This window comes from Mycobacterium kansasii ATCC 12478 (assembly GCF_000157895.3).
GTDB classification, from domain to species: Bacteria; Actinomycetota; Actinomycetes; order Mycobacteriales; family Mycobacteriaceae; genus Mycobacterium; species Mycobacterium kansasii.
Genome location: NC_022663.1, coordinates 4,438,270 through 4,464,025 on the forward strand (window position 1 = coordinate 4,438,270; position 25,756 = coordinate 4,464,025).

The 25,756-nt window shown below is 67.6% G+C and carries 19 protein-coding genes and 1 riboswitch; of the genes, 8 read left to right on the forward strand and 11 right to left on the reverse strand.

All coding sequences use genetic code 11. The features are described 5' to 3' along the window. Positions 1–18 precede the first annotated feature (18 nt). A complete protein-coding gene (locus tag MKAN_RS19430; protein WP_023371199.1) occupies positions 19–1,575 on the reverse strand; it encodes an MFS transporter in 1,557 nt (518 codons plus the stop codon). Positions 1,576–1,654: 79 nt separating this feature from the next. Between MKAN_RS19430 and MKAN_RS19435 the strand changes: the two genes are divergently transcribed. Next, positions 1,655–2,338: a winged helix-turn-helix transcriptional regulator gene (locus MKAN_RS19435; protein ID WP_023371201.1), complete on the forward strand. Its 684-nt coding sequence runs from the start codon at positions 1,655–1,657 to the stop codon at positions 2,336–2,338. A gap of 12 nt (positions 2,339–2,350) precedes the next feature. Beyond that, the gene (gene guaA / locus MKAN_RS19440; protein WP_172836664.1) at positions 2,351–3,913 is read left to right on the forward strand and encodes a glutamine-hydrolyzing GMP synthase; all 1,563 of its coding nucleotides are present in this window, start codon (positions 2,351–2,353) and stop codon (positions 3,911–3,913) included. Positions 3,914–3,993: 80 nt separating this feature from the next. On the opposite strand, the gene MKAN_RS19445 is transcribed toward guaA, so the two are convergent. Next, positions 3,994–4,638, reverse strand: a complete 645-nt coding sequence (locus tag MKAN_RS19445) for a hypothetical protein (protein ID WP_230589196.1) — start codon at positions 4,636–4,638, stop codon at positions 3,994–3,996. A 119-nt stretch (positions 4,639–4,757) separates the two neighbouring features. Between MKAN_RS19445 and MKAN_RS19450 the strand changes: the two genes are divergently transcribed. Together MKAN_RS19450 and MKAN_RS19455 are read left to right on the forward strand one after the other, a co-directional pair. Then, positions 4,758–5,420: a hypothetical protein gene (locus tag MKAN_RS19450; protein WP_023371207.1), complete on the forward strand. Its 663-nt coding sequence runs from the start codon at positions 4,758–4,760 to the stop codon at positions 5,418–5,420. A 2-nt stretch (positions 5,421–5,422) separates the two neighbouring features. Further along, positions 5,423–7,000 carry a DNA polymerase Y family protein gene (locus MKAN_RS19455; RefSeq protein WP_160937523.1) on the forward strand — a complete coding sequence of 526 codons (1,578 nt, stop codon included), beginning with the start codon at positions 5,423–5,425 and terminating at the stop codon, positions 6,998–7,000. On the opposite strand, the gene MKAN_RS19460 is transcribed toward MKAN_RS19455, so the two are convergent. From MKAN_RS19460 to MKAN_RS19475, 4 genes are all read right to left on the reverse strand, one after another. After that, the gene (locus MKAN_RS19460) at positions 6,991–8,154 is read right to left on the reverse strand and encodes an alpha-hydroxy-acid oxidizing protein (RefSeq protein ID WP_036391586.1); all 1,164 of its coding nucleotides are present in this window, start codon (positions 8,152–8,154) and stop codon (positions 6,991–6,993) included. The two genes, MKAN_RS19455 and MKAN_RS19460, sit on opposite strands and share 10 nt — an antisense overlap. Before the next feature lie 415 nt (positions 8,155–8,569). After that, a complete protein-coding gene (locus tag MKAN_RS19465) occupies positions 8,570–11,725 on the reverse strand; it encodes an FAD-binding and (Fe-S)-binding domain-containing protein (protein ID WP_023371213.1) in 3,156 nt (1,051 codons plus the stop codon). Further along, positions 11,722–13,542: a thiamine pyrophosphate-requiring protein gene (locus MKAN_RS19470; RefSeq protein ID WP_023371215.1), complete on the reverse strand. Its 1,821-nt coding sequence runs from the start codon at positions 13,540–13,542 to the stop codon at positions 11,722–11,724. Before MKAN_RS19470 ends, MKAN_RS19465 begins: the two co-directional genes overlap by 4 nt. A gap of 147 nt (positions 13,543–13,689) precedes the next feature. After that, positions 13,690–15,525 (reverse strand): glycoside hydrolase family 15 protein, encoded by a 1,836-nt coding sequence (locus MKAN_RS19475; RefSeq protein WP_023371217.1) that lies wholly within the window; start codon positions 15,523–15,525, stop codon positions 13,690–13,692. Between MKAN_RS19475 and MKAN_RS19480 the strand changes: the two genes are divergently transcribed. After that, entirely contained in the window at positions 15,519–16,631 is a 1,113-nt protein-coding gene (locus MKAN_RS19480; protein ID WP_023371219.1) for an enolase C-terminal domain-like protein, read from the forward strand. The two genes, MKAN_RS19475 and MKAN_RS19480, sit on opposite strands and share 7 nt — an antisense overlap. Before the next feature lie 61 nt (positions 16,632–16,692). On the opposite strand, the gene MKAN_RS19485 is transcribed toward MKAN_RS19480, so the two are convergent. From MKAN_RS19485 to MKAN_RS19505, 5 genes are all read right to left on the reverse strand, one after another. Continuing rightward, entirely contained in the window at positions 16,693–17,052 is a 360-nt protein-coding gene (locus MKAN_RS19485) for a hypothetical protein (RefSeq protein ID WP_023371221.1), read from the reverse strand. Next, positions 17,049–18,059 (reverse strand): nucleoside hydrolase, encoded by a 1,011-nt coding sequence (locus MKAN_RS19490; RefSeq protein WP_023371223.1) that lies wholly within the window; start codon positions 18,057–18,059, stop codon positions 17,049–17,051. Before MKAN_RS19490 ends, MKAN_RS19485 begins: the two co-directional genes overlap by 4 nt. Positions 18,060–18,091: 32 nt before the next feature. After that, positions 18,092–18,526, reverse strand: coding sequence for a 2OG-Fe dioxygenase family protein (locus tag MKAN_RS19495; RefSeq protein ID WP_099184614.1), 435 nt, complete (start codon positions 18,524–18,526; stop codon positions 18,092–18,094). A gap of 72 nt (positions 18,527–18,598) precedes the next feature. Beyond that, entirely contained in the window at positions 18,599–20,605 is a 2,007-nt protein-coding gene (locus MKAN_RS19500; RefSeq protein ID WP_036391598.1) for an SDR family oxidoreductase, read from the reverse strand. A gap of 41 nt (positions 20,606–20,646) precedes the next feature. Next, the gene (locus tag MKAN_RS19505) at positions 20,647–21,372 is read right to left on the reverse strand and encodes a histidine phosphatase family protein (RefSeq protein ID WP_023371229.1); all 726 of its coding nucleotides are present in this window, start codon (positions 21,370–21,372) and stop codon (positions 20,647–20,649) included. A 94-nt stretch (positions 21,373–21,466) separates the two neighbouring features. Between MKAN_RS19505 and MKAN_RS19510 the strand changes: the two genes are divergently transcribed. The 3 genes from MKAN_RS19510 to MKAN_RS19520 all read left to right on the forward strand — a co-directional run bounded on the left by MKAN_RS19510 (position 21,467) and on the right by MKAN_RS19520 (position 25,541). Next, positions 21,467–22,345: a MaoC family dehydratase gene (locus MKAN_RS19510; RefSeq protein WP_023371231.1), complete on the forward strand. Its 879-nt coding sequence runs from the start codon at positions 21,467–21,469 to the stop codon at positions 22,343–22,345. 298 nt (positions 22,346–22,643) lie between these two features. Further along, positions 22,644–22,824, forward strand: a riboswitch (cobalamin riboswitch). 313 nt (positions 22,825–23,137) lie between these two features. Further along, entirely contained in the window at positions 23,138–24,841 is a 1,704-nt protein-coding gene (locus MKAN_RS19515; protein ID WP_036391024.1) for a PPE family protein, read from the forward strand. A 175-nt stretch (positions 24,842–25,016) separates the two neighbouring features. Further along, positions 25,017–25,541 (forward strand): bifunctional adenosylcobinamide kinase/adenosylcobinamide-phosphate guanylyltransferase, encoded by a 525-nt coding sequence (locus tag MKAN_RS19520; RefSeq protein ID WP_023371235.1) that lies wholly within the window; start codon positions 25,017–25,019, stop codon positions 25,539–25,541. Positions 25,542–25,756: the final 215 nt, after the last annotated feature.

Here is a 25,756-nt window from a genome sequence, read left to right on the forward strand (position 1 = left end):
GTGTTGAGCCGCAGCCTGTTACGCCTGCGTCAGTGCGACTGCCGGGGTGGGCGCGGTTGTGTGCGGCGCGCGGGCCGGCAAGAACGCGGCGACGACGACGGCGGCGGCGAGCGCGATGCCGGCGCAGACCAGGGATCCGGCCTGCAGGCCGTCGAGGAAGGCGCGGTCGACCATGCCGCGGACGGCGGCGGCTTGGTCTCCCGGCAGCCGCCCGATCACGTTGTAGGCGGCCGCGATTGAGTGCTGCATGGCTGCGCGGACGTCGGCGGGCAGTGTCGTCAGCGCCGTGCTGGCGCCGAGCTGGCCCGAGTACACGGACGCGAAGACACTGCCCACGATGGCCACGCCGAGGGTACCGCCGAGTTCGCGGGTGGTGTCGTTGACGGCCGAGCCGACCCCGGCCTTGTCGGCCGAAAGGGAGCCCATGATCGCCTCGGTGGCCGGTGCGGTCGTGAGGCCGAGCCCGCCGCCGAGCAGGAGCATCTGCATCGCGATCTCGCGATAGGGCGTGGCGGCATCGGCCGTCGACGCCCAGGCCAGGCCCGCGGCGAACACGCCCAGACCGGCGGCGACGACGGCGGTGGTGCCGATCCGCTCGACCAGCCGCGGCCCCAGGATGCTGGCCAGCGCGATCGAGAGGGCCACCGGCAGCAGCCGCACCCCGGTCTCGAATGCCCGGTATTCCTTGATGAATTGGAAGTACTGGGTGATGACGAAGATGAAGCCGAACAGCGTCAGGAAGCCGGCGGTCACCGCCAGGCTGCCGCCGGAGAATCGACGGTCGGCGAATACCGACACGTCCACCATCGGGTGGCTGCTGCGCCGTTCCCACAGCGCAAAGGCAACGAGAACCATTGTGGCCAAGCCGAATCCGATGGCGGTTCGGTCGCTGGTCCAGCCCCGGGCGGGGGCCTCGATGACGGTGTAGACCAGGGCGGTGATCCCGGCCGCCGACAGCAGCAGGCCGGGGACGTCGACCCGGGCTGCCGCCGGGTCGTGCGAGGTCGGGACGAAGAGCATTCCGCCGGCGATGGTGATGACCGCGATTGGGATGTTGACCATGAAGATCGAGCCCCACCAGAAGTGTTCGAGCAGCCAGCCGCCACTGATCGGCCCGACGGCCACCCCGACGCCCACCATGGCCGCCCACACTCCGATCGCCTTGGCCCGGGTCGCGGGGTCGGTGAAGATGTTGGTGATCAGGCCCAGAGTGGTCGGGAAGATCACCGCCGCGCCGACACCCATGGCGGCTCGGGCCGCGATCAGCGCATCCGCCGAATTCACCTGTGCGGCAACGCCTGAGGTCATCGCGAACAGCGCGAGGCCGGCAATGAGCCAGCCGCGCCGGCCGTAGCGGTCGGACAGGCTGCCGGCCGACAGCAACAGGCCGGACATGACCAGGGTGTAGGCGTCGACGATCCATTGCAGCGCCGCGGTGTCGGCGCCGAGTTCGCGCGACAGCGTGGGCAGCGCGACGTTGACGATGGTGGCGTCGACGCTGATGACGAAGACGGACAGGCAGATGACGGCGAGCGCAGGAATGGGGTGCGGGCGGATGACTGGTCGAGTGTTCATGGACAAGACGCTAAAGTTACTAGACTAATAAATCAAGTAATAAGTTGAGAAAATTGTCTGACCCGGTTAGGCTGACGGCGTGGCCGCCCGCAACTACAACCAGAACTGCCCCATTGCGCGCGGGCTCGACGTGCTGGGTGAGCGATGGACCTTGCTGATCCTGCGCGAGCTGGTCGGGGGAGCCCGTCGCTACGGTGACCTGCGCGCCGAGCTGCCCGGCATCGCGACCAACCTGCTTGCCGAGCGGCTCAAAGAACTCCACGACGCCGGACTCATCGACCGGACCGACCTGCCGGCCCCGGTCGGGCGCACCGTCTACACCCTCAGCGACCTCGGCTGGCGGCGGGTGCTGCCCGTCTTGCAGAGCCTCGCCTGGTTCGGCCTGGACCGGGTTGATCCGATCGACAGCGGTCCGGTGTCACCGTTGAACGGGTTTCTTGCCGGAATCCTGCTGGGCTTCAACTCGGCCGGCGCCGCCGGCGTGGAGGCGACCTGCCGTGCCGAGATCGACGGGCGCCGTTTCGAGTTCGCCGTCACACAAGGACGTCTGGCCGGCGCTGTCGGCCAACCGTCGGTCACCATCACCGCCAGCGCGGCGGATCTGGTCACCGCCCGCCTCGGGGCGGGCGACGCCGAGCGTGCGGCAGCGCTGCGCCGGATCAGGTTTGCCGGTGACCAGCACGCCATTGACGCGCTGCGCAGCGCGTTTTCGCTGCCCGAGGCCGTCTCGTCGGGAGCGGGCGGAACAGTTGAGTTTCGGTAGCCGTTAGACTCAGTGCCCGTGAAATCAGCCTCGCCGCGGCCGGTGCTCGTCGTCGATTTCGGTGCCCAATACGCCCAATTGATCGCCCGGCGCATCCGAGAATCCCGGGTGTATTCCGAAGTGATCCCGCATACCACCGCCATCGAGGAGATCAAAGCCCGTGATCCGCTGGCGCTGGTGCTGTCCGGCGGGCCGGCCAGCGTCTACGCCGAGCGCGCTCCGCAACTTGACCCGGCGCTTTTCGACTTGGATGTACCGGTTTTCGGTATCTGCTATGGGTTTCAGGCGATGGCACAGGCACTCGGCGGGACCGTCGCCCATACCGGCACCAGCGAGTATGGCCGTACCCAGCTGAAAGTCCTTGGCGGCACGCTGCATTCGGATCTACCCGCGGTTCAGCCGGTGTGGATGAGCCACGGTGACGCCGTGACGGCCGCTCCCGATGGATTCGAGGTGGTGGCCAGCAGCGCGGGCGCGGCGGTTGCCGCCTTCGAGAACCGGGAGCGCCGCCTGGCCGGGGTGCAGTACCACCCGGAGGTGCTGCACACTCCGCACGGGCAGCAGGTGCTGGGCCGGTTTCTGCACGAGTTCGCCGGGATCGGCGCGGAGTGGACGCCGGCCAACATCGCCAGCGCGCTGATCGAGCAGGTGCGTGCGCAGATCGGCGACGACGGTCATGCGATCTGCGGACTTTCCGGCGGGGTGGATTCCGCGGTGGCCGCGGCGCTGGTGCAGCGCGCCATCGGGGACCGGTTGACCTGCGTCTTCGTGGACCACGGATTGTTGCGCGCCGGTGAGCGTGCGCAGGTGGAGCGTGACTTCGTGGCGGCCACCGGGGCCAACCTGGTGACCGTCGACGCGGCCGACACCTTCCTGGCGGCGCTGTCGGGGGTGAGCAATCCCGAGGGCAAGCGCAAGATCATCGGCCGGCAGTTCATCCGGGCCTTCGAGAGCGCGGTGCGAGATGTGTTGGACGGACGCGAGGTTGAGTTCCTGGTGCAGGGCACGTTGTATCCCGACGTGGTGGAATCCGGCGGCGGCAGTGGCACCGCGAACATCAAGAGCCACCACAATGTCGGCGGGCTGCCCGGGGACCTGAAGTTCAAACTCGTTGAGCCGCTGCGGCTGTTGTTCAAAGACGAGGTGCGCGCGGTGGGGCGGGAGTTGGGTCTGCCGGAGGAAATCGTTGCGCGCCAACCATTTCCGGGGCCAGGCCTGGGTATCCGGATCGTCGGTGAGGTCACTGCTGCGCGGCTGGACACGCTGCGGCGCGCCGACACGATCGCGCGCGAGGAACTCACGGCCGCAGGTTTGGACAACCGGATCTGGCAGTGCCCGGTGGTGCTGCTGGCCGACATCCGTTCGGTCGGGGTGCAAGGCGACAACCGCACCTACGGGCATCCGATCGTGCTGCGCCCGGTATCCAGTGAGGACGCCATGACCGCCGACTGGACCCGGGTGCCCTACGAGGTGCTCGAGCGCATCTCGACCCGCATCACCAACGAGGTGCCCGAGGTCAACCGCGTGGTGCTGGACATCACCAGCAAGCCGCCGGGCACCATCGAGTGGGAGTAGCCGGGAGTCACTTCACCTCAGGGCCGGGCACCGAAATGCCGCCACGGTCGTGGCTCGGACATCGACCGCAGCCATGGCGGTTACGTCTGGACGAGTTCGCGCCTGCCGTAGTTGATGGTGGCCGCGGTCCAGGACCCGCCGGCCTGCTCGACGAGGTGGCGGGCAATATCGAGATCGCGGTTGGCGGCGACCAGGAGCAAGGTGCGGTCGGCCGTGGTGATGGATCCGCCCAGCAGTCGCTGACGTGCGGCTGAATCTGCCGTCAGCGCATCGCCGAAACGCGCGAGGTCGATGCCGGGCACCGCAATGAGCATCGCGTCGGCTCGGGGCGCGCCTTGCGGGAGATATTCGAACGTCAGCGCCGTTTCCTGGTGGAACTGGCGATTCATCGCCTCGGCGGCGGTGTGCAGTGTGGGTTCGTCGACAACGCAGAGATGGAACTGGCGGGCGCGCTCGTAGGCGATCTGCTGCAGCGTAGCGGACCAGAACACCCCGTCGACCAAGGTCGATCCCCGCACCTCGGCGCCGGTCTGGGCGATGGTCACCACGGCTTGCCGCTCGAAGGGCTCCAAGTCGCCGTGCAATTGGCCGGTTGCCTTCGCATCGGAGCCGGTGATGACCCAGGTGTTGTCGGTGGCGAACAGCTCCGCCGGTTGACAGGATCCGGCAGCGCTGCTGGCCGGTGCGAAAACGCTGCCGAAACACACCATCAGCCACACCAGCATCGAGCGCACACAGCAGCTTCTCACGTTTCTTGACGGCTGTCGCGGAGTGGGTGTTTACTCGACTGTATCGAACATATATTCGAAAATATCGAGTCCAGGAGCTGGTAGGAGGGCGAGTCATGACTGCGGCTTTCGCCTCCCGCCCACCGCATGGAAGCCGTGCTGAGCAGCTGGAATCGTTGCGCCGGCAGATCGCTGTGCTGTCCGGAAAAGACCTTGTTCGTTCCGATGACCTGCTGCCGGAATCGGAATCCACGCTGGCGGTCCCGGAGTTGCCGGCACTGCTGCCCCGGGGAACGGTGGCGATGCTGTCCGGAGCCCGCTCGCTGCTGCTGAGCATGGTGGCCGCGGTGACGGCGGCCGGGGGCAACGCCGCCATCGTCGGTCAACCGGATATCGGGCTGCTGGCCGCCGTGGAGATGGGAGCCGACCTGAGCCGGCTCGCGGTGATACCGGATCCCGGGGCCGATCCGGTGGAAGTGGCCGCGGTGCTCCTCGACGGCATGGATCTGGTGGTCCTCGGCCTGGGCGGACACCGGGTGACACGGACCCGGGCGCGGGCCGTGGTGGCCCGCGCCCGGCATAAGGGGTGCACGCTGCTGGTCACCGACGGCGACTGGGAAGGGGCGTCGACGCGGTTGGAAGCCAGGGTTTGTGGCTATGAGATCACGGCGGGCAGCCGGGGCACACCCACACCCGGATTCGGCCGGGTCAGCCGGGTGCGGCTACAGGTCAGCGGATGCGCGCGGGGGCAGCCGGTCGGCCGAGTGCTAACGGGGTGAACCTGGTGGCCTCGTCCCGAGTGCTGGCGATTTGGTGCATGGACTGGCCCGCGGTCGCGGCTGCCGCGGCCGCGGGCCTGCCGGCGACGGCTCCGGTCGCGGTCACTTTGGCCAACCGGGTGATTGCCTGTTCGGCGACGGGGCGTGCGGCCGGAGTACGCCGTGGGCTACGGCGCCGGGAGGCGGCGGCCCGTTGTCCGCAATTGCACATCGCGACCGCCGACGCCGACCGCGACGCCCGTTTTTTCGAAGGGGTGATCGCGGCGGTAGATGATCTGGTGCCCCGCGCCGAGGTGTTGCGGCCCGGGCTCTTGGTGTTGCCGGTGCGCGGCGCGGCGCGGTTTTTCGGGTCCGAGCAGCAGGCGGCCGAGCGGCTGATCGACGCGGTGGCTGTAGCGGGCGCCGAGTGTCAGGTCGGGATCGCCGACGAATTGTCCACCGCGGTTTACGCAGCGCGTGCCGGTCGCGTCGTGGATCCCGGGCAGGACGCGCAATTCTTGTCGGCGTTGTCGATCCGCCAGCTTGCCACCGAGCCGAGCCTGTCCGGGCCGGGGCGAGAGGAGTTGACGGATCTGTTGTGGCGGATGGGGATTCGCACCATCGGTCAGTTCGCCGCATTGTCCCGCACCGACATCGCATCCCGGTTCGGCGCCGACGCGGTGGTCGCGCACCGGTTCGCCCGCGGTGAACCCGAACGCCTGCCCTCCGGACGCGAACCGCCACCGGAACTCGACGCCGTACTGCACTGCGAGCCACCGATCGACCGGATCGATGCCGCGGCATTTGCCGGGCGGTCGCTGGCCGGAACGTTGCATCAGGCGCTGATGGCCGCCGGTGTGGGATGTACCCGGCTGGCCATCCACGCGGTCACCGCCAACGGCGAAGAGCGCAGCCGGGTGTGGCGCTGCGCCGAACCGCTGACCGAAGATGGCACCGCCGACCGGGTGCGCTGGCAACTGGACGGATGGTTGACCAACCGGACCGCCCGCGACCGGCCCACCGCGCCGGTGACGCGGCTGCGGTTACAGGCGATCGAGGTGGTGTCCGCCGAGGCGCTGCAGTTGCCGCTATGGGGCGGACTGGGTGAAGAAGACAGGCTGCGGGCACGTCGGGCGCTGGTGCGGGTGCAAGGTCTGCTGGGCCCGGAGGCGGTGCAGGTGCCGGTGCTGTCCGGCGGTCGAGGGCCGGCCGAGCGCATCACGTTGACCCCGCTCGGCGACGAGCCGGTGCCGCAAGCCGACCCGAATCAGCCGTGGCCGGGCCAGCTGCCTGAGCCGTCGCCGGCGGTGCTGCTCGACGATCCGGTGGAATTGCTTGACGCCCAGGGTAATCAGGTACGGGTAACCGGCCGGGGGATGTTCTCCGCCGACCCGGCGCGATTGACGTCCCGTGGTCGAGACGATCGGCTGCGCTGGTGGGCTGGACCATGGCCGGTCGACGAGCGGTGGTGGGATGACCGGCCCGAAGCCGGCCAAGGAGGAAGCCGCACCGCCCGGGCCCAGGTATTGCTGGAGGATGAGCGCGCGTTGCTGCTGTGCTACCGCCAGCGGCGCTGGTATCTCGAGGGAAGCTATGAGTAAGCCTCGACGCGTTGTAATGCCTCGGGCGTCAGGTCCTTTCGGGAGGGATAGCCGTCGACCGCCATGATCAGGTCCGTCTCGGCCAGCAGCGAGCGCAATACGTGCACGATGCCGTCGACACCGCCAAGCGCCAGTCCGTAGGCATAGGGCCGGCCGATCCCCACGGCGGTTGCTCCCATCGCCAGGGCCTTGATGATGTCGGCGCCGCCGCGGATGCCCGAGTCGAATAGCACCGGCAGCCCGTCGGCGGCTGCGAGCACTCCAGGTAGGCAATCCAGTGCGGGCAGTCCGCCGTTGGCTTGCCGGCCGCCGTGATTGGAACAGTAAATGCCGTCGACTCCAAGGTCTTTGGCGCGGCGCACATCGTCGGGGTGACAGATGCCCTTGACCATCAGCGGCAAGTCGGTCTGCGACCGCAGCCACTCCAGGTCGTCCCACCGGAACGGGCCTCCGAAGATCGGCAATTTGCGCACCGCCGCCTCCGTCGCGTCCTCGCCCGGCTGCAGGCTGGCGCGAAAAACCGGATCGGAGGTGTAGTTGCTCAGGCAACCGCTGGGCACCTGTGGGTAGTTGCCGGCGCTCAGGTCGCGCGGCCGCCAACCGGTGACCCAGGTGTCGAGGGTGACCGCGATGGCCTTGAAGCCGCACGCTTCGGCCCGGCGCACCAGGCTGGTGGCCATCTCGCGGTCCGGCGGCGTATACAGCTGGAAAAATCCGGGTGTGTCGCCGAGTTCGGCGGCGACGTCTTCCATCGGGTCGGCCGTCAGTGTCCCCACGAAGAACGGCACCCCGGTGCGGGCCGACGCCCGGGCCGCTGCCAGGTCGCCGTGGCCGTCCTGGGCGCACACACCGATGACACCGATGGGCGCCATGAAGACCGGGGACGGCAACCTGATGCCGAACAACTCGATGGACAAATCGCGTTCGGTGGGAGCAATCCCCATGCGGGGGAATACCCCCCAACGCTTGAAGGCTTCGACGTTGGCGCGCTGGGTGTGCTCGTCTCCGGCGCCACCGGCGACGTATCCCAGCACTTTCGCCGGCATGGCCGCCGCTGCCTTGGCCTCCAGCTCGGCGAAGTGGATCGGATACGGCGGCTGGCGGCCGGCCTGTCCCTGTTGATACAGCTCGTTCTGATATTCGGCGAACGCCATGGGTTTCGGATACCCCGCGAATTGCTGGCCAAACGACGCCGCCATGCGGCATGCAACGCAGCGGCGGGCCGGCCGACACCGTGGCTCGCTGCCGGGCGTCGGGGCCTTGGCGACGGCGCTCGCCATAGTCCTCGGCGGGACTCGACGGGCAGGAAACGCGAAACCAGCGGATTCGCTCGGCGCCGCTCCGGAGTCGTCTGAACCACACCTGCCGCACCGATACCGGCACCGGGGCGGGTGTGCAGCTTGCCCACCTGCTAGCGGCAAAGCCGTTGGGCGCCTGAGCTTGTCGCTGTGAGCCGGGCAGAACGAGTATCCCGGCCCGGCAGCCTCGGGGATCGATGTGACAGTAGCGGAAGGTAACAAGACGCGCATGCGACGTCGGCGATTGCCGGCGCCGTTTGTCGCAGCCTTCCTAGGAGGCTCGCCGGGCGGTCCCGAATTTCCGCGCCAGGGCGGCACCGCCTACCGCGGCGGCGCCCAGTGCCGCCGTCGGAACCGCCACCCGGGTGGCGCGGGTGCGCGAGTCCGGCGCGGGCCGACCCGGGGGAACCGCCGAGCCGATGTCAGCCGATGCGTTGGCCATGGCCATCACTTGCCCCAGGTGCAGCGCGTTCGCCGATCCGGAATCGCTGATCTGGGTCTGGCAGGAGAACCCGTTGGCCACCACCAGCGCATCGCGATTCTTCCGGATGGCCGGTAGCAACGCCTGTTCGCCACACTCGAGCGAGAGTTGGTACTTACCTTGCTCGAATCCCCAGGACCCGGCCAGCCCGCAGCACCCGCCGGAGACCGGTTGGACGCCGATGCCCATCTGCTGAAGCACCTGCTGATCGGCGTCGACCCCGCCGGTGGCCCGCTGGTGGCAGTGACCCCACAGCAGCGCCCGCGCGCCAGCGACTTTGGGCGCTTCGACGTCGAATTGCGTGAAGAACTGCGCGAAGTGATAACTGTTGCGCACCAACCGGTCCGCGTCGTCGTCGTTGGGCAGCAGTTTGGGAAGTTCGTCTTTGAAGACGGCCAGGCAGCTCGGCTCCATCCCGACGATCGGTGTGCCAGCGCGGATTTCGCTGCGCAGCCGCCCGATGACACGCTGCAGGTAACGCTCGGCGATGTCGAGAAAGCCGTAGTCATACAGTGGGCGTCCGCAACAGATGTGCCCCATCGGCATGACGACCTGCCAACCGGCCGCCTCGATGGCTTGCACGCAGGCCACCCCGACATCGGTGTGCAGCCGGTTGTTGAAGGTGTCGGGAAACAGGATGACCCGCCGCCCGCCGGCATTGACGACCGGACGCCGGGCGAACCACTGTTGCAGCGTCATCGGCGCGAAGGTGGGCAGCGGCCGACGCCGGTCGATTCCAGCTATCGCCTTGGCAATTCGGGATAGGACGGGGGTTTGGGTGGCGAAGTTCGCCAACTCCGGCATGGCGCTGGCCAACCTGGCGGCCTGATCGATAAACCCGAACGCGTAGGCATACCGTGGGCGCCAGCGTCGCAGCGACCGGAAATGATGGTAGAGGAATTCGGCCTTGTAGGTCGGAATGTCCACGTCGACCGGACAGTCGCTGGTGCAGCCCTTACACGCCAGGCACAGATCCAGCGCGTCGGCCACCTCGGCTGATTGCCAGCCGTCGGTGATCACCTCGCCGCGCAGCATTTCGAACAGCAACCGGGCGCGTCCGCGGGTGGAGTGCTTCTCTTCCCTGGTCACCTGATAGCTGGGGCACATGGTGGTCTGCGCCTCGGGAACCCGGCACTTGCCGACCCCAACGCAGCGCAGTGCCGCATGCGAGAAATCGCCATGGTCCTCGGGGTAGGCGAATTTCACCGCGGGCCGCCACGGGTTGTAGTCGGTGCCCAGCTTGAGGTTCTCGTCGAACCGATAGGGATCGATCACCTTGCCCGGGTTCATTTTCCACTCGGGATCCCAGATCAGTTTGAATTTTCGCATCGCTTCGAGCAGCCGCGGACCGTACTGCTTGCCGAGCAGTTCGGCGCGTTGTTGCCCGTCACCGTGCTCGCCGGACATCGAGCCGCCGTAGGAGGCCACCAGATCGCCGGCGGCTTCCAGGAAATTGCGGTAGGTACGCAGTCCGTCCCGGTGGCGTAGGTCGAACTTCACCCGGGAGTGGATGCATCCCTGACCGAGATGTCCATACATGGCGCCGCGCAGGTGGTACTCGGCGTACAGCTGTTGGAGGTCGCGCACGTAGTCGCCGACCCGGCGCCAGGGCACCGCGGAGTCCTCCCAGCCCGGCCAGTGGTTGCCACTGTCGATGGGAAAAGCGGTGGACCCCAGGCCGGCCTCGCGGATTGCCCAGAGCTCGGCGCTGTTGCCGCCGTCCTGCTTGCTGCGGGCCAGCACGATGCGGTCGTCGTCGATCCGCTTTTTCTTCTTCAGCCACCGCACGAATTCTTCGGCGCGGTCCAGTGATTCGTCGGGATCGTCGGAGCCGAACTGCACCATCAGCCAGGCGCCGGTGGAGTTCGGACGCGGTAAGGCCGCACGGCCGGCCGGGTTCGTGCCGGTCAGCTCCTGGTCATGCACCAGCAGGTGGTCGACGGCCTCGAGCCCGATCGGTTTCCACTCCATCATCTCCGGCGCCATGTCGCCGGCCTCGCCGAGGGAATCGAAGTGGACCACGACAACCGTGCGGTGCGTCATCGCCGGGGTGAGCATCACGGTGGCGGTAAGTGCCACCGCGCAGGTACTTTCGGTACCGACCAGGGCGCGGGCAACATTGAATCCCTTCTCGGGCAGCAACTCGTCGAGGTTGTAGCCGGAAACCCGCCGCGGCAGCTCGTCCACCGAGGGGAAGCCCTTGCGGATGTCGTCGGCGTACTCGTCGCGCAAATCCCGTAGTGCCGCATAGATTTCGCCCTTGCGGCCGCCCGCGGCGATGATCGCGTCCAGATCCTTTTCCTCGTCGACGCCGACGGTGAACCGCGCGCCGTCGTAGGTGACGATGTCGAGCGCATAGGTGTTGTCCGACGTTCGCGGTCCCGGCCCGTAGAACTGCGATTGGATCGAGTGCACGCCGCACGAGTTGTTGCCGAGGTTGCCGCCCAGCGTGCACCGCGAATGCGACGACGGGTCGGGGCCGAACACCAATCCGTATTCGCCGGTGGCCTTGTTGAGCTGCTCGTTGATCACTCCGGTCTGCGCGGTGGCCAGCCGGCGCTGCGGGTTGATGTCGACGATGTCGGTGAGGTATTTCGAAAAATCGATCACCACAGTGACATTGACCGTCTCACCGGACAGGCTCGTCCCGCCGCCGCGGCACAGCACCGGGGCGCGGTAGGCGTGACAGGCCCGGATCGTCTGCACGACGTCGTCGAGCGTCTTGGGGATCACCACACCGATCGGGACCTGACGGAAGTTCGACGCGTCGTTGGCGTACATCGCCAACGTGGCGGTGTCGAAGCGCACTTCGCCGCTGACATGGCGGCGCAGCTGGTTTTCCAGCCCGGTGACGTTGACCTTGTCGGCGGTGGCCATTCCGGCCACGAAGCGGGTGTCCGGCCGGGCCGGGATCGTCCGCTCCTGGTCGGTGCGAAGCAGGCTCATTCCTCCCCGTCCTCAGAGCTCCGTCCGCCAACACTCTTGATCGACTCGGTGAACTCGTGCATCTTCTGCTTGGCGCCCTTTTTGGCGATGCTGACCCGGTCGGGATCTTTGAGCACGGCCTTGGCGGTCTTTTTCGCCATCATCGTCTTGATGTGCGGCGGGACCGGCGGAATGTCCTTGTCGACGACCACCTCCAGTACCACCGGAGTGCTGGCCGCCAGCGCCCGGTCCCAGGCCTGGCCGATCTTGGCCGGATCGTCGCAGCGAATCCCGGTCAGACCCAGCAGGTTCGCAAACTCCGCATAGGGTACATCTGGAATATATTGGGAACCTTCGAATTTCGGCTCTCCACCCATCGCCCGCTGCTCCCAGGTCACCTGGTTGAGGTCTTCGTTGTTGAAGACGCAGAAGATCAGCGGGCCGTCGGAAAGCCGGTCCTTGTAGCGCTTGACGGTGATCATCTCGGCCAGCCCGTTCATCTGGAACACACCGTCACCGACCAGCGCGATCACCGGACGTCCGGGATGGGCCAGTTTGGCGCTGATCGCATACGGTGTGCCCGGCCCCATGGTGGCCAGGTTTCCGGCCAGCGAAGCGGCCATACCCGGGCGCAGCCGCAGGTGGCGGGCCCACCAGTTGGCGACCGAACCCGCGTCGGTGGTCAGGATCGCGTTGTCGGGCAGCCGCTTCGACAGCTCATGCACCACCAGCTCCGGGTTCAGTGGATCGGCCTTGTCGTGGGCCCGCTTGTCGAGAACCGCCCACCACTCCTTGACTTCTTTTTCGATCTTGTCTTGCCACGACCTGTCGTCCTTGCGTTGCAGCAGCGGAATCAGCTCGCGCAGCGTGTTTTTGGAGTCCCCGACCAGGTTGGCCTCCATCGGATAACGGGTGCCGATCATCCGGCCGTCGATATTGATCTCGACGCCGCGGCATTGCCCCTCCTTCGGTAACCATTCCGCGTAGGGGAAGCTGGTGCCGATGAAGAACAGGGTGTCGGCGTCCGACATCATCGCCTGGCTGGCGGTGGAACCCAACAGCCCGATCGGGCCGGTGACATAGGGCAGGTCATCGGGGAGCACGGCACGGCCCAGTGAACTCTTGGCCACCCCGGCGCCCAGCAATTCCGCCGCCTGCACGACCTCGTCGGCGGCCTCGGCCGCACCCTGCCCGACGACGATCGCCACCTTGTCCCCGGAGTTGAGGATCTGCGCCGCCTTCTCGAGTTCGGTCTTCGGCGGAATCACCCGGGGCTTGGTCCAGCCGATACTGCTGAACACCGCGCCGTGCATCCGCGGCGGCGAGGGCACCGCGTCGGATTCACCCACGTCCTCGGGCAGGATGATGGTCGCCACCGTCCGGTTGTTCAGCGCCACCTTGCACGCCCGATCCACCAGATGCCGCGCCTGTTCGGGTGTCATGCAGGTCTGGACGAAGTCCGAGGAGACGTCCTTGTACAGCGTGTTCGGGTCGATCTCCTGCTGGAACGCCGCGCCGAGCGACATCCGCTTCTGCTGACCGACGATGGCGACCACCGGATAGTGGTCGAGCTTGGCGTCGTAGAGGCCGTTGAGCAGATGGATGGCCCCGCCGCCGGAGGTGGCCAGGCAGCAGCCGATCTCGCCGGTGAACTTGGCGTGCGCGGTGGCCATGAAGGCGGCCATCTCCTCGTGGCGCGGCTGGATCAGTTCGGGGTCCCCGCCGGCCCGGTCCAAAGCGCCGAGCATCGATAAGATCCCGTCGCCGGGGTATCCGAAGATTCGGTGAATTCCCCACTGTCGCAGGCGATCAACGATGAAGTCGGCGGTCTTGGGCATGGTGCTCCTTCGGTACGGCAACTACGCGGGTGGACCATCGGATCGCCACCGCCGACCGGTCGGGGAACTTGCGGCGGTGACGATTGCCGATGGTCACAATGTGGGTCTACCCGTCGCTACGCGAGTCAAACGGCCCAGATGGCCGAGTCACCCGGTTCCGCTGCCGACGCACGGGCCGTACCCGTCCGTCAGCCCATGCGCCGCTTCGAACAACAGCGCATGGACGAAGGCTTGGGGAAGGTTGCCGCGCAGCTGACGCTGACCGATGTCGAATTCCTCGGTGAACAAACCGGGCGGACCGCAGGCGGTGCGGTTTCGTTCGAACCAGCGCACGGCCGCCAGGTTGTTGCCCTGCTGGTGATCGGCGAGCGCCATCAGGAATCCGCAGAGCAGAAAGGCGCCCTCGGCTTCGCCGAGTGGTTGCTCACCCGGTTGGAACCGATACACGAACCCGTGCCGGCCGAGGTCGGTGCGCACCGCGGCCACGGTGGCGACGCTGCGCGGATCGGTCGCCGGGATTGCGCCGCGGATCGACGGTATCAGCAGCGCCGCGTCGATTCGCGGATCATCCGGCGCGCGTTGCCACCGTCCGTCGGGATGCAGGCAGTCCGAATTGGTATCGGCGACAAGCTGATCGGCCAGACGCTGCCACTGCGAGCCCTGCCGCGCCGGCGCGACCTCGCTGATGCGCCGCAGGCCCGCCGCGCACGTCAGCCGGGAATGCGCCCAGCGCCGGTCGTCGATCTCCCAGATTCCGGCGTCGGGCTCACGCCAGCGCTTTTCGATCGACTCCACCAGGGTCTCCACGGCGCGCCAATGCCCGGTGTCCAGCCGATCCAGGCGCCCGGCGGCGGCCAGCAACAGCAGCGCCTCACCGAATGCGTCCAGCTGGAATTGGTCGGTCACCCAATTGCCGGTCTTGACGGTGCCCCCGGGATAGCCCGGCAGATCCAAGCCCTGTTCTTCGGGCACCAGGTCGCCGGTGATGCAGTAGGCCGGCTTGAGGCCGGGACCGTCGGCCAGCACACGCTCGCTGACGAAACGGACGGCGTCGTCGACCAGGGGGTCCGCTCCGGCGGCGGCGACAGCCTGTCCGGCATAGCACTGGTCACGGATCCAGCAATAGCGGTAGTCGTAGTTACGGCCCTGCTCGGCCCGTTCCGGCAGCGACATGGTGGCCGCGGCCACCATGCCCCCGCCGCTGCTGGTCAGCCCGCGCAAGACCGCGTATGCGGTCTGCGCGTCGGCGTCGGCCAGCGACCCCGATATGGTGGGAACCGCTGCCGCCCAAGCGCTTTCGGTGGCATGCCAGGCGTCGTTGGGTCGTGCGACGGCGGTGGGCAATTCCTGGTCGGACAGTTCCAGGACCAGGTCGTGGTCGCTTCCCGGAATCACCTCCACCACCGCCTGCAGCGGGCCGTCACCGGTGCGGTTGGCATCCCCGGCGCCGGTCCACCGGAACCGGTGCGGCCCCGACCGTCCGGTCCACACCCCGTCGCGGCAGCGCAACCCCGACATCGGCGCGGTGCCGAAGCCGGCGCGCACGTCGAGCGCGACTCGCATCCGTGCCGGCCCGTCGAGGGCGCGGATGCGGCGCAACACCACCGCCGTGTGCGGGTCCCCGGGGAACGCCAGCGCCTCCCGGCACTCGACGATCCCGTCGGTGGTCACCCACCGCGACCGCCAGATCAGCGACCCCAGCTCGTATCGTCCGCCCCACACGAACCGCGGATGATCCGGGGAGACGGCATACACACCGTTGCCGCCCAGCAACGAGCCGAACACCGCCGGGCTGTCCCACCGCGGCAGGCACATCCAGCAGCAGTCCCCACGCGGACCGATGACGATTCCGCGTTCCCCGTCGGCGAGCAACGCGTATTCGCGCAACACATGCGGTGACAGCAGCTCGGCCACCGGTGGTCTGTCGTCCACGCGAAGCGGAATACCCCGTTCGGGTTGCGGGTAGTCACCCGGGCATGACATTGCGCGCGGGTGAACCGATCCCAGTCGAATCCGTCGAAGCCTCGGCCTACACGATTCCCACCGACGCCCCGGAGTCCGACGGCACCCTGGCCTGGGACTCGACCACTTTCGTCCTGGTGAGTGTGCGGGCCGGGGGCCAGGTGGGCACCGGTTACACCTACGGTGGCACCGCGGTGGCGACGGTGGTGGGCGCCAAGCTCGCCGACGTCCTGACCGGTGCCGACGCCCTGCAGCCGCCGGCCAGGTGGGCGCAGATGCAGCACGCCGTCCGCAACCTGGGCAAGCCGGGCGTGGTGGCCTGCGCGATCTCGGCGGTCGACATCGCCCTGTGGGACTTACGGGCGCGGCTGCTCGACGAACCACTGGTCGTCGCGCTCGGCGCGGTCCACGATGCAACCCCGGTTTACGGCAGCGGCGGGTTCACTTCTTACGACAACGGCACGCTGCGCGAGCAGCTGTGCGGCTGGGTCGAGGCCGGCATTCCGCGGGTCAAGATGAAGGTGGGTAGCGACCCGGATGCCGACCTGGGCCGGGTGGCGGCGGCCCGGTCGGCCATCGGCGACGACGTCGAGCTGTTCGTCGACGCCAACGGAGCCTACCAGCGCAAACAGGCGCTGCTGTGGGCGCGGCGCTTCGCCGAATACGACGTGCGGTGGTTCGAAGAACCGGTCAGCTCCGACGACCTCGATGGGCTGCACCGGCTGTGCGAGCACGGCCCGGCCGGCATGGACATCGCCGCCGGTGAATACGGCTATCACCTGCCGTATTTCCATCAGATGCTGGCCGCGGGCGCGGTCGACTGCCTGCAGGCCGACGTCACCCGCGCGGTGGGGATCACCGGCGTGCTCAAAGTCGCCGCACTGTGCGACGCGCGTGGCATCGACCTTTCGCTGCACTGCGCGCCCCAGATCAGCGCCCACGTCGGCACCGCCGTCTGGCACCTGCGCCATTTGGAGTACTTCCACGACCATGTGCGCATCGAGGGGCTGGCGTTCGACGGCACCATCGACCCCGAACCCGACGGCCTGCTGCGTCCGGACCGGACCGCGCCCGGGCACGGGCTCACCGTCAAACACGCCGACCTCGAGCAATACCGGGTCGCCTGAGGAGCAGTTGTCGCCCAGCGTGACGTCAACGCGAAAATTTGGCCCGAAACTCGCACTGACGTCACGCTGGGCGCGCGGCTCGCGCGCTGTGCAGGTGATGCCAGCCCAGCCACGCCCATACTGCCGCGACCAGCCCGTCGGCGACGCCGCCGCGGGCTCGGCGCCGGTCCACCGCGGCCAGACCGAATGCGGTCATCGAGTGCACGGTATCCACCAAGACGCCGGCCGCCAGCGCCGCCGGACCCGGCTTCAGGCCGGACAGCAGCGCCTGGACCAGATGACGCGCTCCGAGTACCCGAGTGATGACCACCGCTTTGCGGTCGACGTGCACCCCGTGGATCCGGTTCAGCACCATGGTGGGAGCGGTGAGCAGCACGGCGCCCCAGCCCCCGCGCAGCAGTTCGATGCGGCGAAGTTTCATACGCCTTCGGCTACCCGGCGCGCGAACGTTCCAACCCGAGCGATGAACCGGTCGAAGAACACCGCCGCGTCGACGCCGACGCCGATCAGCGCATTGGGTTTTCGGCGTCCCGTCCAGTCGGTCGCCGTCATGCCGCGGGTTCCGGTCAGCTCGACGTCGACGGTGGCAGGGCGGGTCGCGACGAGCGCCGGATCCAGGGCGGCCGCCGCGGCCAGTGGATCATGCAGATGCGCCAGATATTCCTGCCCATTGTCGTAATGGGCCTCCATGTAGAAGCGCATCGCATCTTCGACCAGCCGGATCAGCGGATTGGATGCCGCCGACCTGGTCCCGCGTGGGTCGTGGGCGCTCATCGTCGTGGTCGACGCGCCCGCGGCTTCGGCCAGTCGGGCGAGGTGCTGCGGTGTCATCGCGACCTTGCGGGTCAGGTCCAGGCCGCACAGAATCGGAAGGCGTTGCGGCTCAGTGCTTTCGGAGCAGGCGGCGAGCACCTCGGCCGCCGCCTCGGGGTCAACGCTGATATTCCATTCCGCCGCCGCAGTTCCGTCGTAGCAGCCGCCCATGATCACCAGTCGGCGCAGCAACGCCGGCAGCGCGGGCTCGGCGCGCAACGCCGTCGCCAGATTGGTCAACGGGCCGGTCGCCACGCCGATCAGTTCACCCGGAAAGGCGTGGGCCGCGCGCACCCAGGCCGTCGCGGAATCGTAGCCGGTGACCCGGGCGTCCGCGGGCGGCAGCTCGGCATACCCCAGACCCCTCGGTCCGTGGGATCTCGAGGGGTCACCCATCGGGCCGGTCAGGGTTGCGCCGGCACCCTTGGACACCGGTATGCCGGTAACTCGGCACAACTCGAGCAGGCCCAGGTTGTTTTCGCAAACCTGTTGTACCGCAACGTTTCCGCCCGTCGAGGCGATGCCCACCAGCTCCGCCTCGGGGCTGGCCAGCAGGTACAGCAACGCCAATGCGTCGTCGACGCCGGTGTCGACGTCGACGAAAACGGGCTTCACCGTCCCGACATTAAGGCAGCCGCCCCGGCGTGTCAGCGCGATGCGAAGGTGATCACCAGGACGTCACGTTGCGCCGGCTCGGAGTTGTCGATCGGCCGGATCGGCGACACGTCGTGCAGGCTACGACGGTCGTCGCCGAGCAGCAATGTACCCGGCTCGTCCAACGTCGCGGTCAGCAACGGGCGGCCGTCCACGTCGCACACCGAACTCTGGCCGCCGAGGGCATTGCGCCGACCGATCAGCAGCGAACTGACCAGGGTGACGCCGTCGCGGTGCCAGCCCTCCGGCGCCGGCCGCCCGTCGCTGCCGGCCACCGACTGGACGCGGAAGGGATGCACCTTGACATCCCATTCGGCCACGTCGTCCAGGGCCGCAGCCACCCGGGCAAGCACGCCCATCAAGGACTGCAACAGCGGATCTTCGGCGAATGCGTCCGTCAGCGGCTCGAAGTCGCGGTTCTTACCGATGTAGAGCGGATTGGAGTTTCCGGCTGTGCGAACGCGTCGTCGGGCCGCTTCGGCGCGCCTGAAACCGTGGGTTCACCAGTGCAGGCCGGGCACCAACCGCGCCAGCCTCCGGACCGGCCGGGGCGTCCGGATGCCGCCGGTGACGGCTCGCAACGGACGCTTCGGCTTACGTCTCGGGGGCGCAGCCGGGGCGGACGGCAGCCCGCGCGCCGCAGCCGAATCGGGGTAGCCCAGGTACAGCTGGTGCAGAATGCGCCGCGAAACCTTGGGCGCGAAATAGTTGCCGGCCTCGGCCAGCGTGCCCAGCGGGGTGTCGATCCGCGCCGGCTTCTCGACCAGCGCGCGCACCACCATGGCCGCCGCATGCTCGGCGCTGATCGCCCGCACCGGGTTGAGCCGCTGCGACGGGGTGATCATGGGTGTGGCCACCAGCGGCATGTGGATGTTGGTGAAGGTGATGTGGTCGGAGAGCGTCTCGGAGGCGACGACGTCGGCGAACGCGTCCAGCGCCGCCTTGGTCGGTAGATACGAGCTGTACTTCGGGTTGCGGGCCTGAACGCCGGCGCTGGAGACGTTGACCACGTGACCGAACCGGCGCTCGCGCCAGTGGGGCAGCAGCGCCAGCACCATCCGCACCGCGCCGAAGTAGTTGACCGCCATGACCCGTTCGTAGTCGTGGAGGCGGTCGGTGGAGTGGACCACCGAGCGGCGAATCGACCGGCCGGCGTTGTTCACCAGGTAGTCGACATGGCCGAAGCGGCCCAGGATGTCTTTGACGGTGTGCTCCACCGATGTCGAGTCGGTGACATCGCAGGTGAAGGCGTGCGCCTGCCCGCCGCTCGCCCGGATCTCGGCGACCAGCCGGTCGAGCGCGTCGGCGTTGCGGGCCAGCGCGAAGACCGTTGCGCCGCGCTGGGCGACGGCGATGGCCGACGCCCGCCCGATGCCGCTGGAGGCGCCGGTGACGATGACGTGCCGGCCGCGCAGCGGTCCTCGTGGATCGTCGCGACGGGCGCGATCGGGATCGAGGTGCTGCGCCCAGTACCGCCACAGCCGGGGTGCATACGCCCCGAACTCGGGAACTTCGATCCCGGTGCCGTGCAACGCCTTCCGGGTTTCGTCGGAGGCGAAGGTGGGCTTGAGGTCGACGGCGTCGAAGATTTCGGCGGGGATGCCGAGCTGGGCGGCGGCCATGTTGCGCAGCACCTTGGCCCGCCCGCTTGCGTTGAGCACCGGGGCGGCCACCGAACGCGGCAGCGACCCGCGCAGCGGCGGCAGCCCGGCGGCCGGGGCAACGCCGCGGTAAATGCCGCGCAGGCCAATGGTTTTCGAGGCGGTCAGGTGGAACGTCCGCCCGTCGCGACCCTCGGCATGCATGAGCGCCACGAACGCGCCGGCAACGTAGTCGACGGGGACGATGTTGGTGCGCGCGGTATCTGGTAACAGGATCGGCGTCAGCTTGGGCAGCACCGCCAACTTGGCCAGCAGCCCGAACAAGTGGTACACCCCGTCAGCCTTGTCCATTTCGCCGGTGCGCGAATCGCCCATCACCACGGCCGGACGGTAGATGCGGTAACGCAGTCCGGGCGCCGCGCGCACCAGCCGCTCGGCTTCGAATTTCGTTCGGTGATACGGCGTCGGCAGCTGCTGGCCGACGTCGAAGTCGTCCTCGGTGTACTCGCCGGCGAAGTCGCCGGCCACCGCGATCGACGACATGTGATGCAAGGTCGCGTCCAGCCGCCGCGCCAATTCGACGACGGCCCGGGTGCCCGCCACGTTGACGGCGCGCTGCTCGGCCTCGCCGGCGGTGATGGCGGTGCTGTGGCTGATCGCCGCGCAGTGCACGACATGGTCCACCCGGCCCAGTTCGTCGAGCGTCTCATCGCTCAGCGCTAGCTCCGGAAGTTCGCCGACCAGCGGCTTGGCGCGCTCACCCCACTCGGCCGCCAGGCGTTCGAAACGCCCCAGCGACTGACGGCGGACCAGCACCCACACCTGGGCGTCGGACCGGGTATCGAGCAGCCGAGAGACGACACGGCGACCAATAAACCCGGTACCGCCGGTAACGACATATCGCATGCAGCCCATCGTGGTGGCTGGCGGCCGCACCCGTCAACCAGTCAGGTGAAGTTGCGGATGCCGTCCCAGTCCACCAGCTTCCACCCGTCGATCGGGTTGCCGGTGACCACGACCCGACCGATATTGGGCAGCGGATGGTTGTTCAACAGGTTGAGCTTGGGGTTCTTCACGTTCATCAGCGTCCACACCATGATCGCCGTGCCCTGGGAGAACACCACCGGCTTGTTGTGGCCGCTGTCGTAGATCTTGCGGACGGCACTGCTGAACTGGCTGTTGAATTGGTCGCCGGTGATCGACCCCGGGATGCTGTGCGTGGCATCGCCGTTGATCCAACCCATAGGCGCCAGCAGATACGTCGAGTTGGCCCTTGATTCGGGTTCGCCGTTGTACCAGCCGGCATTGATGGACTGCAGATCGGTAATGATCTCGACCTGCTTGCCCAGTTCGCCTGCCAACGGTGCGGCGGTCTGCTGGGCTTCGGCCATCGGCGAGGAGTAGATGCTGTCGAATTCGTTGTGCGCAACTTGATGGGCGAGCTGCTGGGCTTGTCCCTTGCCGTCGGCGGTGAGCCCGGTGCCGGGCACCTCGGTGTTGATCACTCCGTCGGCGTTGGCCTGCGATTGGGCGTTGCGGATGAAGGTCACGGTGATGTTGCGGGCCTGCGTGCCTCCGCCGCCGCAGGCGCCGACGATCATGACCGAGGCGAGCACAGCTAGGACGTTGGAGGTTTTCCAGGTCATCTTCCAGATCATGGTGCGCTTGGCCATGGCGATAGCCTGCCCTGCGGATGCCGTCGCTGGGAAGGGTTTGCGATGGTTGACTGCAGAAAAAGCTTCGATTTGGAATCGAGAGGAGACTCGCATGGCCATTGATCCCGGTGCCGTCGGTGCGGTGACCGAGCCGATGTTGTTCGAATGGACCGACCGCGAAACGCTGCTCTACGCGCTGGGAGTGGGTGCCGGGACCGAGGACCTGTCGTTCACGACGGAGAACAGCCACGGTATTGCCCAGCAGGTGCTGCCGACCTACGCGGTGATCTGCTGCCCGGCCTTTGGGGCGGCGGGCAAGGTGGGAAAGTTCAACTGGGCCAGGCTGTTACACGGCTCGCAGACCGTGCGGCTGCATGCGCCGCTGCCGCCAGCCGGAAAGTTGTCGGTGGTCTCCGAAGTCGCCGACATCCAGGACAAGGGTGAAGGCAAGAACGCCATCATCATGTTGCGCGGCCGTGGTAGCGACCCGGACAGCGGCGCGCTGGTCGCCGAAACACTGACCACCCTGGTGATCCGCGGCGAGGGCGGCTTCGGGGGAGAGCCGGGTCAGCGGCCGGTCGCCCCGGAATTCCCCGACCGTGAGCCCGACGCCCGGGTCGCCCTGCCCACGCGTGAGGATCAAGCGCTGATCTACCGGCTCTCCGGCGACCGCAACCCGTTGCACAGCGACCCGTGGTTTGCCCGGGAGATGGCCGGCTTTCCCAAACCAATCCTGCACGGGCTGTGCACCTACGGCGTGTCCGGACGCGCGCTGGTCGCCGAACTCGGCGGCGGCGTGGCCGCCAACATCACGTCGATCGCGGCGCGGTTCACCTCGCCGGTGTTCCCCGGCGAGACGCTGACCACGCTGATCTGGCGCACCGAGCCGGGCAAGGCGGTGTATCGAACGGAGGCGTCCGGGCTGGCCGGCTCCGACGGCTCCGAGGCGCGAGTGGTGCTCGACGACGGCGCGGTGGAGTACGTGGTTTAGCCGGCGCGGGTGTTGATAGGCGAAAGTGCCTGTCCCGCAGCTCTTGAGCGCCGTAGTTGCCGCTGGCCATCCGCTCGCACTCATCTGCTACGACGCCGCCGTTGAGATCGCTGCCGAAGTACTCGCGTTCGAGCATCGGTGGGTGGTACATCGAGGCGGCGTCCACTGGTGCCGTGCCATCAGGCGGGGAAACGCCTTGGGCTGGACCCAGTTTGGTGGATAGGTAAAGGCGCAGCCGGTGAATGTCACTGGATTGGACTTGTGGGGTAGTGACAGACCGGTTACCGGTGGCGACGGTGCCGCCGGGGTGCGATGATGTTGCGCGTAAGGCGATGACGAATGCAGGAAGCCGGTGCGAAACCGGCGCGGTCCCGCCACTGTAATCGGGGAGCGAACCTCATCGGCCACGGCCAAAGGCTGGAAGGCGAGGCGAGCGGCGATCCGAGAGCCAGGAGACTCGCGTCATCGTGCCCGGCGAACCTGGGGCGGTGTACCCCGGAGAGAGCGAACCGTCATGACGCATCCGAATTTCCGGCCGCCTGGCTTCCGCCATCCTCGTCCAAACGCTGATCGGGTGCCGGTGGTGCACTGCGCACGCCGGTTTGGCACCGCCGATCACAGTGTCGGTCGCCGCCGCCGCCGGCGTCTCGCGCTTGCAAGCATGACGTCGCGGCAGGTAGGGGCGTCGAAGTGCCGGCAGCACGGCGTCCCCACCGTCGGTGAGGCGGACAGCCGCGCTGCTGCTGTGCGCCCGCTGATCAGCCGGTCGGTGCATGCACTCGCGGGCGGCCGGTGATGAGCGCCATCTGGTTGGCTGCACCCCCGGAAGTGCATTCGGCGCTGCTCAGCAGCGGCCCCGGCCCGGGTCCGTTGCTGGAGTCGGCGGCAGCGTGGGATTCGTTGAGCGTTGCCTACGCCGAGACGGCAGACGAGCTGGCCGCGGTAGTGGCCGGGGCGCAGGCGGACAGCTGGGGAGGCCTGAGCGCCGAAGAATATGTGGCCGCCCATGTCCCTTACCTTGCTTGGCTGACGCAGGCCAGCACCGACAGCGCGGCGATGGCCGCTCACCAGCAAACCGCGGCTACCGCATACGCCGCCGCAGTGGCTGCGATGCCAACGTTGGCTGAGTTGGCTGCCAACCATGCCGCGCACGCAGTATTGACGGCGACAAATTTCTTTGGCATCAACACAATCTCGATCGCGCTCAACGAGGCCGACTATGTACGGATGTGGGTACAGGCCGCCGCCGTAATGGGCACCTATCACGCGGTCTCAACCGCGGCTGTTGTCGCCGCACCGCAGGCCGCGCCGGCGCCGCCGATCATGAAAGCCGACGCGGAGCTGGCCAGGGCCGCTGCGGCGGGACTGTCGAGTTCGGACCCGCTGCACCAGTTCGAGCAATGGCTGTGGCAGATGTATACCACCTTCTACAACAATGTCATTCAGCCGTTCGTCGATTGGCTGGCGAATCTGCCGTTCTTCCAAACGATGTTTGCGGGGATCGACCCTTACCTGGTCATCCTCGGCAACCCGCTTACCTATCTGAGCCCGTTGAACATCGCGTTCGCGCTTGGCTACCCGATGGATATCGGCACATATGTGGCACTGTTGTCACAAACCTTCACGTTCATCGGGGCAGATCTCGCCGCGGCCTTCGCTACGGGTAACCCGGTGACGATCGGTTTCACCATTTTATTCACCGCTGTCGAAGCCATCGGCACGGTCATCACCGACACGATTGCGCTGCTCAAGACGCTGTTGGAGCAGACTGCGGTGCTGCTCACGGCTGTGGTGCCGCTGCTGACTGCCCCATTGTTACCGATTGCGGCCGGCGCTGTGCTGGCACCGATCGGTGTCAAAGGGCTGGCGGCAGTGGCTGCGGTGCCGCCACCGCCCCCGCCCGTCACACCCACCACGCCGCCCCTTGCGGCCCTCAGCACGAGCGCCCCGACCTCGGCCACAACCCCGATTCAGGCGCCCGTGGAGGTGACCGCTCAGGCGCCCACCCCCGGACCACCGCCGCCGGCTCCCACGGCCCCACCGGTGAGCGATGCGGCGCTGGGTGGGGGGATGGACAACTTCGGGTACCTGATGGGTGGCCTGAGCGCGGATGCCAGAAGGCCCACAAGCGCCAGTTCCCGAAAGAAGGCACCAGAACCCGACACCGCCGAGGCCCCGGCGGTAACGGCCACACCTCAGGAAAAACCTCGACCGCAGTGGCGTAGCCGGGTGAAAGCCAAACGGCTCGGCCGCGGTTATGAATACCTGGATTTGGGCCCGGACGCCGACGATCCGAGCGAGCTGACGACCTCGGCGGCACCGGAGCAGGGAGCAGCGCCTCTGGGGTTCGCCGGAACCACGCACCGAGCCCGTCCCAGACCAGTCGCAGGTTTGACCACGCTCCCCGACGATATGTCGCCCGGCAGCCCACGCGTGCCGATGTTGCCAGACACGTGGGGCGTCGACTCGGCGCTGCCCCACGACTCACCGTCGTAGGGAACGATGATCTGATGTCTCGACGGGGCAGCGTGACCGCCGTCATTGCGAGGCTTCCGAACACCGCGAAAAGGTGCAGCCATCGACGGTCACAGAGCACGCGAGTCCACCAGCACACCGGCTGCCCCGGCGGTCATCATCGGTTGCGCGCGAACGAGGTGCTTACGATGACGCGATGCGGATACTGGTCACTGGCGGCGTCCGCTCGGGAAAGTCCATGCATGCCGAGGCGTTGTTGGCCAATGCCATAGAGGCTGTCTACGTCGCTCCGGGCCGCCGCGCCGATGGCCGCGACCCGGATTGGGATTCCCGGGTCGCACTACACCGCGCTCGTCGCCCGCCGACCTGGCTGACGATCGAAACCGCGGACGTCGCAACGGCTTTGTCCAACATCCGGTGTCCCGTCCTGGTGGACTGCCTGGGCACTTGGCTAACGGCTCTCATGGATCGGGAGGCGTTGTGGAATACTACGACCGCCGAGGCCTACGCTGCGGTCGAGGAACGACTGGACGAGTTGTGCGCGGCACTGGCCGAGCTGGCCGATGCGGTCGTGGTGACGAATGAGGTCGGCTTAGGTGTGGTACCCGCCCATCGTTCGGGGATGATGTTCCGCGATCTGCTGGGCACGATCAACCAACGGGTGGCAAACGTTTGCGACGAGGTGCACCTGCTCATCGCGGGTCGCGTTCTCAAGCTGTGAATCACTACCAGCAGCTGCCGGCGAGCGGTGACGTCGAGCCCGCGACGCTCGATTTCGTCGATCTACCCGAGCCGCTAGAACTCGATGCGGGCGTCGAGTGCCTTGGCGGGTATGCTATTTGCCCCGCTCTCAACGAGAAACCAAGGTGCGCAACTACTCTACTGCTGACGGGCGGCAATAGCGAACACCCCGCCCGCGTGGCGGCTGATGTGGCT